The organism is Mycobacterium sp. (assembly GCF_050701515.1).
Classification (GTDB): Bacteria; Actinomycetota; Actinomycetes; order Mycobacteriales; family Mycobacteriaceae; genus Mycobacterium.
This window is the reverse complement of record NZ_JBOGDB010000115.1, coordinates 1-8,738: the sequence shown is the minus strand read 5'-3', so window position 1 is coordinate 8,738 and position 8,738 is coordinate 1. Positions and strand designations below refer to the sequence as shown.

The following is an 8,738-nucleotide window of genomic DNA, read 5'->3' as shown; positions in this document are numbered from 1 at the left end:
GCTACCGATTGTCCGACCGGCTGTTGGCCCGGCAGCGACGCCAGGACGATGCGATCAACCCGCAGATGCGGTCCTGGGACGGCACCTGGACGACATTGGTGATCACCAGTGTGGGCATCGATGCGCGCACCCGCGCAGCATTGCGAACCACGTTGCAGCAGAACAGGTTCGCCGAGCTGCGCGAAGGTGTCTGGCTGCGGCCCGACAACCTGAAGGTCGATCTGCCACACGATGTGCTGTCGCGGGTGCGGGTGTTGCACGGTTACGACGACAGCCCCGCGGAACTGGCCGGGCAGTTGTGGGATCTGCCAGGCTGGGCGGGTACCGGCAGGCAGCTGCTGGAAGAGATGGCCGCTTCCGCCGATATCCCGGGCCGATTCGTCGCGGCCGCCGGGATGGTGCGCCACCTGCTCACCGATCCCGTGCTGCCCGACGAGCTACTGCCCAGTGGCTGGCCGGGTGCCGCGCTGCGGCGGTCCTACGCGGAATTCGCCGCCGAGCTGGTGGCCAGACGAAACGAGTCCGAACTGATGGAGGCGACATGAGTGTGCGAGTCGAGAAGAGCGGCCCGGTCACCACGGTCATCATGAACCGGCCCGAGGCGCGCAACGCCGTCAACGGCCCGACGGCCGCCGAATTGTTCGCCGCCTTCGAAGAATTCGACCGCGACGACTCGGCGTCGGTCGCGGTGCTGTGGGGTGACAACGGAACCTTCTGCGCCGGAGCCGATCTCAAGGCGTTCGGTACGCCGGATGCCAACCCGGTGCATCGGACCGGACCGGGGCCGATGGGACCAACCAGGATGGTGTTGTCCAAGCCGGTGATCGCCGCCGTCAGCGGCTATGCGGTGGCCGGTGGCCTGGAGCTGGCGCTGTGGTGCGACCTGCGGGTGGTCGAAGAGGACGCAATCATGGGTGTGTACTGCCGGCGGTGGGGCGTCCCGCTGATCGACGGCGGCACCGTCCGGCTGCCGCGGCTGATCGGACACAGCCGGGCGATGGACATGATCCTGACCGGCCGCGGTGTCGACGCCGCCGAGGCCCACGCCATCGGTCTGGCCAACCGCGTCGTGCCGAAGGGCCAGGCCCGCGAAAAGGCCGAGGAGCTCGCCGCCGAGCTGTCCGTGCTTCCGCAGCAATGCTTGCGGTCCGACCGCATGTCGCAGCTCAACCAGTGGGGGCTGTCCGAATCCGACGCCATGGACTACGAATTCGCCAGCATCTCCCGCGTCAAGGAAGAGTCGCTGGCGGGCGCGCAGCGTTTCGCCGCGGGCGCCGGTCGCCACGGCGCGAGCGCCTAGCCCTTGCTGACGTTGTTGTTGTTACCGGTGTTGTTGATCGACGGGTTGCCGTCCTCGTAGGTGACGGTGTTGTTGAAGCCGACGATGCTGAGCTCCTTGTCGACCCGTTCCAGCGTGATCTTGTTGTCCGAACCGCCGATGTTCACGTTGGCGCAGGTGCCCTTGACGGTCAACGTGTTGTTGGAGCCGCCGACATTCAGCGACTTCCCGTCCGCGCAGTCGATGTCCGTTGTCGTGCCGACCGACCCGTAGTTGATGGTGTTGCCGATTTCGATCTGGGCGCCCGGCGTCCCGAGGGTAGCCGTCGGCTCGTTGGTGTCGGTGCTTTCCGAACCGCAGCCGGCCAGTCCGATCACCGCGGCCGCTGTCACACCGATGAATGCCGGCAGGTATGCGCGCATGGCTCCTCGTTTCTCGCTCGGTGCAATCACGCCGGAACGCGGTCGATCCGGTTCGTCATGCCCAGTTCGCGGCCGCGATCCCAGATGAACGGCTCGCCGTTGTGGAAGAGGACGGTCTGGTCGTAGCCGTACACCGTGATGTCGTTGATGACGTGGTGGGCGACCACGATGTTGTTTGCGCCCTGCACGGTGACGGCCCAACACGTGCCGAATGCGGTGATGGTGTTGCCGGTTCCGTTCACATGCAGTGTCGAGTCGTGGCAGTCGATGGTCTGCACGCTGCCTGCCGCGGTGATGTGGGTGTCTTGGCCTTGGTGGTCACCGACAGGCCGTGCATGAGCGGGGGCCCCCACCGCGACCGCGACCGGCAATGCGATCAGGCATGCCGCCAACGACCGGCCCACAGCTGACACCGCGATCATGGGTGTAGAGCGTACGTTGTGGGCCCAATTCATGGCAGTACTTGACCGGTTCCTTCTCCAGTCGCCATCGACCAGTGCGCTGGGTAGCGTGTTCAGCGATGCGTTGGCGTCTCAAAGCGGTTGCTGTCGCGGCGGTCACAGCGATGGTGACCGTCGCCGGATGTTCGCAGACCGTCAGCGGGACCGCGCGGAGGGCCCATCCCTCCGTGCCCGATCCCGGGCGGAGCTACGGCTACGTCGACGACAGGTGCGGGTTGCTGACCGACAGCACTATCCAGGAAATCCTCGCCGCCGACCACGTGGTGCGGCCCTACAGCGGTGCGGTGTGCCAATACGTGTTGTCGCGCGGCTCGGGCCCAGATGTCGGCGCCGCCGCGCCTCCGGTGACGATCGACGTCACGTACTCCTGGTTCGAGACCGGCAGCCTGGACCGTGAACGAGCGCTGGCCAAACAGCGGGGCGCGCAAATCACCAACACCGTCCTCAAACGGCACGACGCCTTCCTGGCGCGCCGCACCGTGACCGGCGCGGGCTGCTCGGCCACCGCCGCGGCCGGTCCCGGCGTGCTGAGCTGGTGGGTGCAGTTCCGCGGTCAGACCAACGTCGACAGCTGCAGAGACGCCGAGAAACTGCTCGCCGCCACGCTGTCGTCGGAGATGTGACGATGGCCGCCCGCCGCAGATACTGCGTCGCGCTGCTCGCCGGTGTCGCGGTGTTCGCCGCCGGATGCGGCTCGTCGGACCAGCCCGTCGCCCCGGACACGCCGGCACTGCTCCCAGGTAGTGGATTCCAGAGCGGGGACTGCAACAACGTCACCGACGCCGACGTGACGCAGGCTGTGGGTTCGTCGATGTTCACCAGGGCCGCGGTGAGTGACGCCGGCTGCTTCTGGCAGGAGAACACCGTGCTTGGCAATTTCGGTGCGGGCATGGGGATTTCGACGTGGTGGTATCGCGGCAGCGACCTGGACACTGAGCGGACGCTGGAGCAGCAGGCCGGTCGCACGCTGACCGAACTCTCGATCGACGGGAACAAGGGATTCAAGGCCTTCGACGCCAATGCCTGCAGCATCTACGTGTCCAAGGACAACGATGTCATCACCTGGTCGATCCAGACGATGAATCCGGCCAGCCTGCCCGATCTGTGCAGCATCACCGACAAACTCGCCCGACTCAGTCAGGAGCGTGTCAACTGAGCTCAGGGAAACTAGAGGTGTTAGTTTTCGCATATGGCAGCCCGGCCAGAACCGCCGCAGCCGTCCGGAGTCGCCCGGCCGGCGACATCGGGCACCGCTGCCCGGCGTCCCGCCAAGCTCAGCCGCGACTCCATCGTCAACGCGGCGCTGAGCTTCCTGGACCGGGAGGGCTGGGACGCGCTGACGATCAACGCGCTGGCCAACCAGCTCGGCACCAAGGGCCCGTCGCTGTACAACCACGTCGTCAGCCTGGAAGACCTGCGCCGCACGGTCCGGATGCGAGTCATCGGCGACATCCTGGACATGTTGACCACGGTCGGCCACGGCCGGGAACGCGACGACGCGGTGATGGCGATGGCCAGCGCCTACCGCAGCTATGCCCACCACCATCCGGGCCGCTATTCGGCGTTCACCCGGATGCCGCTGGGTGGGGATGATCCCGAGTTCACCGAGGCCACCCGGGCGGCGGCCGGGCCGGTCATCGCGGTGCTGGCGTCCTATGGGCTGGACGGCGAGAACGCGTTCCATGCCGCGCTGGAGTTCTGGTCGGCCATGCACGGATTCGTGCTGCTGGAGATGACCGGGGTGATGAACGGCATTGTCGACACCGACACCGTGTTCAGCGACATGGTGATGCGGCTGGCGGCCGGCATGGAGCGGCGGGGCTGACCTGCGGTAAGACGGTCCGTCGCAGGTTTGGAGCGGCGTGTCCGCCCTGGTATTGTGGACGATCGTGCCTGGCCGATAGGCGCCTGCGATTACCGAAATTGCAGGCCCGCACGCCGGGCCAATTCGCATGTCGAGCATCGGAAATCGCCAAAATCCCGGTGCGGGCGCATGCGACACTCCCGGTCGCGGGGTAAGGGGCCGGGGCATAACTGCAGTACAGAGACTTCAACGACAGCACGAAACAGAGAAAGCCGGTAGATGCCAACCATTCAGCAGCTGGTCCGCAAGGGTCGCCGCGACAAGATCGCCAAGGTCAAAACCGCGGCCCTCAAGGGCAGCCCGCAGCGCCGCGGGGTGTGCACCCGCGTGTACACCACCACCCCGAAGAAGCCGAACTCGGCGCTTCGGAAGGTCGCGCGCGTCAAGCTGACCAGTCAGGTTGAGGTCACCGCTTACATCCCGGGCGAAGGCCACAACCTGCAGGAGCACTCGATGGTGCTGGTCCGCGGGGGCCGGGTGAAGGACCTGCCCGGTGTGCGCTACAAGATCATCCGCGGCTCGCTGGACACCCAGGGCGTCAAGGACCGCAAGCAAGCCCGCAGCCGCTACGGCGCCAAGAAGGAGAAGAGCTGATGCCGCGCAAGGGTCCCGCGCCCAAGCGTCCGCTGGTCAACGATCCGGTCTACGGATCTCAGTTGGTCACGCAGCTGGTCAACAAGATTCTTCTGAAGGGGAAGAAATCGCTGGCCGAACGCATTGTTTATGGCGCCCTCGAACAGGCTCGCGATAAGACCGGCACCGACCCGGTCGTCACCCTCAAGCGCGCTCTCGACAACGTCAAGCCCGCCCTGGAGGTTCGCAGCCGCCGCGTCGGTGGCGCGACCTACCAGGTGCCCGTCGAGGTGCGCGCGGAGCGTTCCACCACGCTGGCGCTGCGCTGGCTGGTGGGTTTCTCGCGGCAGCGCCGGGAGAAGACCATGGTCGAGCGGCTGGCCAACGAGATTCTCGATGCCAGCAACGGCCTGGGCGCCAGCGTCAAGCGGCGCGAGGACACCCACAAGATGGCCGAGGCGAACCGCGCCTTCGCGCACTACCGCTGGTGAGAACACGTCGGCGGCAGGGCGGCCGCCGAGCGTAACGACGACAGCAACTACGCAAACCGAAAGAGTGAGACTTCTGTGGCACAGAAGGACGTGCTGACCGACCTGAACAAGGTCCGCAACATCGGCATCATGGCGCACATCGATGCCGGTAAAACCACGACCACCGAGCGCATCCTCTATTACACCGGCATCAGCTACAAGATCGGTGAGGTGCACGACGGTGCCGCCACCATGGACTGGATGGCGCAGGAGCAGGAGCGGGGTATCACCATCACTTCCGCCGCCACCACGACGTTCTGGAAAGACCATCAGATCAACCTCATCGACACCCCCGGCCACGTGGATTTCACCGTCGAGGTGGAACGCAGCCTTCGGGTGCTCGACGGCGCCGTTGCCGTATTCGATGGCAAGGAGGGCGTCGAGCCGCAGTCCGAGCAGGTCTGGCGCCAGGCCGACAAGTACACCGTTCCGCGCATCTGCTTCGTCAACAAGATGGACAAGGTCGGCGCGGACTTCTACTTCTCCGTGCGCACGATGGAGGAGCGCCTCGGCGCGAACGTCATCGCGATCCAGCTGCCGATCGGGGCGGAGAGCGAGTTCGAGGGCGTCGTCGACCTGGTGGAGATGAACGCCAAGGTGTGGCGCGGCGAGACCAAGCTCGGGGAGAGCTTCGAAACCATTGACATCCCAGCGGATTTGGCCGAGAAGGCCGACGAGTACCGCACCAAGCTGCTCGAAGCCGTCGCCGAGACCGACGAGGAGCTGCTGGAGAAGTACGTTGGCGGCGAGGAGCTGACGGTCGAGGAGATCAAGGGTGCGCTTCGCAAGCTGACGATCACCTCCGAGGCGTACCCCGTGCTGTGCGGCAGCGCGTTCAAGAACAAGGGTGTGCAGCCGATGCTCGACGCGGTCGTCGACTACCTGCCTTCGCCGCTGAACGTGCTGCCGGCCACCGGCCACCCCCCCGGCAAGGAGGACGAACTCGTCATCCGCGAGCCGTCGACGGAGCAGCCGTTCGCAGCGCTGGCGTTCAAAGTCGCAACCCACCCGTTCTTCGGCAAGCTCACCTACGTCCGGGTGTACTCCGGCAAGGTCGACTCCGGTTCACAGGTCATCAATGCCACCAAGGGCAAGAAGGAGCGGCTGGGCAAGCTGTTCCAGATGCACTCCAACAAGGAGAACCCGGTGGACACCGCGTCCGCCGGTCACATCTACGCGGTGATCGGCCTCAAGGACACCACCACCGGTGACACCTTGAGTGACCCGAACGACCAGGTCGTGCTGGAGTCGATGACCTTCCCCGACCCGGTGATCGAGGTGGCCATCGAGCCCAAGACCAAGAGCGACCAGGAGAAGCTGTCGCTGTCCATCCAGAAGCTCGCCGAGGAGGATCCGACCTTCAAGGTGCACCAGGAGGTCGAAACGGGCCAGACGGTCATCGGCGGCATGGGCGAGTTGCACCTGGACATCCTGGTGGACCGGATGAAGCGCGAGTTCAAGGTCGAGGCGAACGTCGGCAAGCCGCAGGTGGCCTACCGCGAGACGATCACCAAGAAGGTCGAGAAGCTCGAGTTCACCCACAAGAAGCAGACGGGTGGCTCCGGCCAGTTCGCGAAGGTGCTCATCTCCATTGAGCCGTTCACCGGCGAGGACGGTGCCACCTACGAGTTCGAGAACAAGGTCACCGGTGGACGCATCCCGCGCGAGTACATCCCGTCGGTGGACGCCGGTGCGCAGGACGCCATGCAGTACGGCGTGCTGGCCGGCTACCCGCTGGTGAACCTCAAGGTCACTCTGCTCGACGGTCAGTACCACGACGTCGACTCGTCGGAGATGGCGTTCAAGATCGCCGGCTCACAGGCACTGAAAAAGGCTGCGGGACAAGCGCAGCCGGTCATCCTGGAGCCGATCATGGCCGTCGAGGTCACCACGCCCGAGGTTTACATGGGCGATGTGATCGGCGACCTGAACTCCCGCCGTGGCCAGATCCAGGCCATGGAAGAGCGCAGCGGTGCCCGCGTCGTCAAGGCGCATGTGCCGCTGTCGGAGATGTTCGGCTACGTCGGAGACCTTCGGTCGAAGACCCAGGGCCGGGCGAACTACTCCATGGTGTTCGACAGCTACGCCGAGGTACCGGCGCAGGTGTCGAAGGAAATCATCGCGAAGGCGACGGGACAGTGAGCATCGAGCGCGTAGCGCGAGGAGCGGAGCTGGCCCGGAGTCGAGCAATGCACTCAGCGAAGGCGACGGGCCAGTGAGAATCGAGGCCGGAGGCCGAGGCCCGGAGCTGAACCGGAGTCGAGCAATTAGCACAGCGAAAGCGACAGGTCAGTAATCTTCAAAATCTGACCTGCCGCCACCGCGGCGAACAACAACTGCAAAGATCAACACTGCTTTACCAAGCACCGACAAGAAGTCCAGGAGGACACAGAAGTGGCGAAGGCGAAGTTCGAGCGGACGAAGCCGCACGTCAACATCGGGACCATTGGTCACGTTGACCACGGCAAGACCACGCTGACCGCGGCTATTACCAAGGTTCTGCATGACAAGTTTCCCGATTTGAACGAGGCGTCGGCCTTCGATGACATCGACAAGGCTCCCGAAGAGAAGGCGCGTGGCATCACGATCAACATCGCCCACGTGGAGTACCAGACCGAGAAGCGTCATTACGCACACGTCGACGCTCCCGGCCACGCCGACTACATCAAGAACATGATCACCGGCGCGGCCCAGATGGACGGCGCGATCCTGGTGGTCGCGGCCACCGACGGCCCGATGCCGCAGACCCGTGAGCACGTGCTGCTGGCCCGTCAGGTCGGCGTGCCCTACATCCTGGTGGCGCTGAACAAGGCCGACATGGTCGATGACGAAGAGTTGCTTGAACTCGTCGAGCTTGAGGTCCGCGAGCTGCTGGCCGCCCAGGAGTTCGACGAGGAAGCCCCGGTCATCAAGGTGTCGGCGCTGAAGGCGCTCGAGGGCGACGAGAAGTGGATCAAGTCCGTCGAGGAGCTGATGCAGGCCGTCGACGAGTCGATCCCGGACCCGGTCCGCGAGACCGACAAGCCGTTCCTGATGCCGGTCGAGGACGTCTTCACCATCACCGGTCGTGGCACCGTCGTCACCGGCCGCGTCGAGCGTGGCGTGATCAACGTCAACGAGGATGTCGAGATCGTCGGCATTCGTCCGGAGACCACCAAGACGACCGTCACCGGTGTGGAGATGTTCCGCAAGCTGCTCGACCAGGGTCAGGCCGGCGACAACGTCGGTCTACTGATCCGTGGTATCAAGCGTGAGGACGTCGAGCGCGGCCAGGTGGTCGTCAAGCCCGGCACCACCACGCCGCACACCGAGTTCGAGGGCAGCGTCTACATCCTGTCCAAGGACGAGGGCGGCCGGCACACGCCGTTCTTCAACAACTACCGTCCGCAGTTCTACTTCCGCACCACCGACGTGACCGGTGTGGTGACGCTGCCGGAGGGCACCGAGATGGTGAGGCCCGGTGACAACACCGACATCTCGGTGAAGCTGATCCAGCCCATCGCGATGGACGAGGGCCTGCGCTTCGCGATCCGCGAGGGCGGCCGCACCGTCGGCGCCGGCCGGGTTACCAAGATCACCAAGTGATCTGACGTAGAGCCGCAGTGACGC

General features: G+C 65.2%; 11 protein-coding genes. 9 read left to right on the top strand and 2 right to left on the bottom strand.

What is annotated here, in order from left to right:
• On the top strand, window positions 1-545 hold a 545-nt coding region (locus ACRDU5_RS10250), incomplete at its 5' end, for a PaaX family transcriptional regulator C-terminal domain-containing protein (RefSeq protein ID WP_526614382.1).
• Complete coding sequence (locus tag ACRDU5_RS10245) at window positions 542-1,300, top strand: crotonase/enoyl-CoA hydratase family protein (RefSeq protein WP_526614381.1); 759 nt, start codon at window positions 542-544, stop codon at window positions 1,298-1,300. The genes ACRDU5_RS10250 and ACRDU5_RS10245, both read left to right, overlap by 4 nt.
• Here ACRDU5_RS10245 and ACRDU5_RS10240 read toward each other — a convergent pair.
• Together ACRDU5_RS10240 and ACRDU5_RS10235 are read right to left on the bottom strand one after the other, a co-directional pair.
• A complete protein-coding gene (locus ACRDU5_RS10240; protein WP_526614380.1) occupies window positions 1,297-1,701 on the bottom strand; it encodes a DUF3060 domain-containing protein in 405 nt (134 codons plus the stop codon). The two genes, ACRDU5_RS10245 and ACRDU5_RS10240, sit on opposite strands and share 4 nt — an antisense overlap.
• 26 nt (window positions 1,702-1,727) lie before the next feature.
• Entirely contained in the window at window positions 1,728-2,123 is a 396-nt protein-coding gene (locus tag ACRDU5_RS10235; protein ID WP_526614379.1) for a DUF3060 domain-containing protein, read from the bottom strand.
• Between the two features lie 98 nt (window positions 2,124-2,221).
• Here ACRDU5_RS10235 and ACRDU5_RS10230 point away from each other — a divergent pair, with 98 nt between their 5' ends.
• The 7 genes from ACRDU5_RS10230 to tuf all read left to right on the top strand — a co-directional run bounded on the left by ACRDU5_RS10230 (window position 2,222) and on the right by tuf (window position 8,714).
• The gene (locus ACRDU5_RS10230; protein ID WP_526614378.1) at window positions 2,222-2,785 is read left to right on the top strand and encodes a DUF3558 family protein; all 564 of its coding nucleotides are present in this window, start codon (window positions 2,222-2,224) and stop codon (window positions 2,783-2,785) included.
• A gap of 2 nt (window positions 2,786-2,787) precedes the next feature.
• Window positions 2,788-3,318 (top strand): DUF3558 family protein, encoded by a 531-nt coding sequence (locus ACRDU5_RS10225; protein WP_526614377.1) that lies wholly within the window; start codon window positions 2,788-2,790, stop codon window positions 3,316-3,318.
• Window positions 3,319-3,351: 33 nt separating this feature from the next.
• Window positions 3,352-3,987, top strand: a complete 636-nt coding sequence (locus tag ACRDU5_RS10220) for a TetR/AcrR family transcriptional regulator (RefSeq protein WP_526614376.1) — start codon at window positions 3,352-3,354, stop codon at window positions 3,985-3,987.
• A 258-nt stretch (window positions 3,988-4,245) separates the two neighbouring features.
• Window positions 4,246-4,620, top strand: a complete 375-nt coding sequence (rpsL, locus tag ACRDU5_RS10215; protein ID WP_324851413.1) for a 30S ribosomal protein S12 — start codon at window positions 4,246-4,248, stop codon at window positions 4,618-4,620.
• Complete coding sequence (gene rpsG / locus ACRDU5_RS10210) at window positions 4,620-5,090, top strand: 30S ribosomal protein S7 (protein WP_526614375.1); 471 nt, start codon at window positions 4,620-4,622, stop codon at window positions 5,088-5,090. The genes rpsL and rpsG overlap by 1 nt, the downstream gene beginning before the upstream one ends.
• A gap of 75 nt (window positions 5,091-5,165) precedes the next feature.
• Window positions 5,166-7,271 (top strand): elongation factor G, encoded by a 2,106-nt coding sequence (fusA, locus tag ACRDU5_RS10205; protein ID WP_526614374.1) that lies wholly within the window; start codon window positions 5,166-5,168, stop codon window positions 7,269-7,271.
• A 252-nt stretch (window positions 7,272-7,523) separates the two neighbouring features.
• Window positions 7,524-8,714: an elongation factor Tu gene (gene tuf / locus ACRDU5_RS10200; protein ID WP_526614373.1), complete on the top strand. Its 1,191-nt coding sequence runs from the start codon at window positions 7,524-7,526 to the stop codon at window positions 8,712-8,714.
• Window positions 8,715-8,738 lie beyond the last annotated feature (24 nt).